This window comes from Bacillus sp. EKM420B (genome assembly GCF_011065565.1).
Lineage (GTDB): Bacteria > Bacillota > Bacilli > Bacillales > Bacillaceae > Bacillus > Bacillus velezensis.
The window spans coordinates 1-249 of the sequence record NZ_JAAMNX010000053.1 but is presented as its reverse complement, the minus strand read 5'-3'; the positions used below and the strand labels follow the sequence as shown (position 1 = coordinate 249).

General features: G+C 54.6%; 3 tRNA genes. All 3 read left to right on the top strand.

Features of this window, described 5'->3' with window-relative positions:
- Nucleotide 1 precedes the first annotated feature (1 nt).
- The 3 genes from G9F48_RS19500 (at nt 2) to G9F48_RS19490 (ending at nt 248) form a co-directional block, all read left to right on the top strand.
- Nucleotides 2–77 (top strand) — tRNA-His (locus G9F48_RS19500).
- An 8-nt stretch (nt 78–85) separates the two neighbouring features.
- A tRNA-Gly gene (locus tag G9F48_RS19495) sits at nt 86–159 on the top strand.
- A 15-nt stretch (nt 160–174) separates the two neighbouring features.
- Nucleotides 175–248 (top strand) — tRNA-Ile (locus G9F48_RS19490).
- The last annotated feature ends 1 nt before the right edge of the window (nt 249 follow it).

Here is a 249-nt window from a genome sequence, read left to right as displayed (position 1 = left end):
GGCGGTTGTGGCGAAGTGGTTAACGCACCAGATTGTGGCTCTGGCACTCGTGGGTTCGATTCCCATCAATCGCCCCAAACAACATGCGGGTGTAGTTTAGTGGTAAAACCTCAGCCTTCCAAGCTGATGTCGTGGGTTCGATTCCCATCACCCGCTCCATTTTTATATTGTCATGGGCCTGTAGCTCAGCTGGTTAGAGCGCACGCCTGATAAGCGTGAGGTCGGTGGTTCGAGTCCACTCAGGCCCAC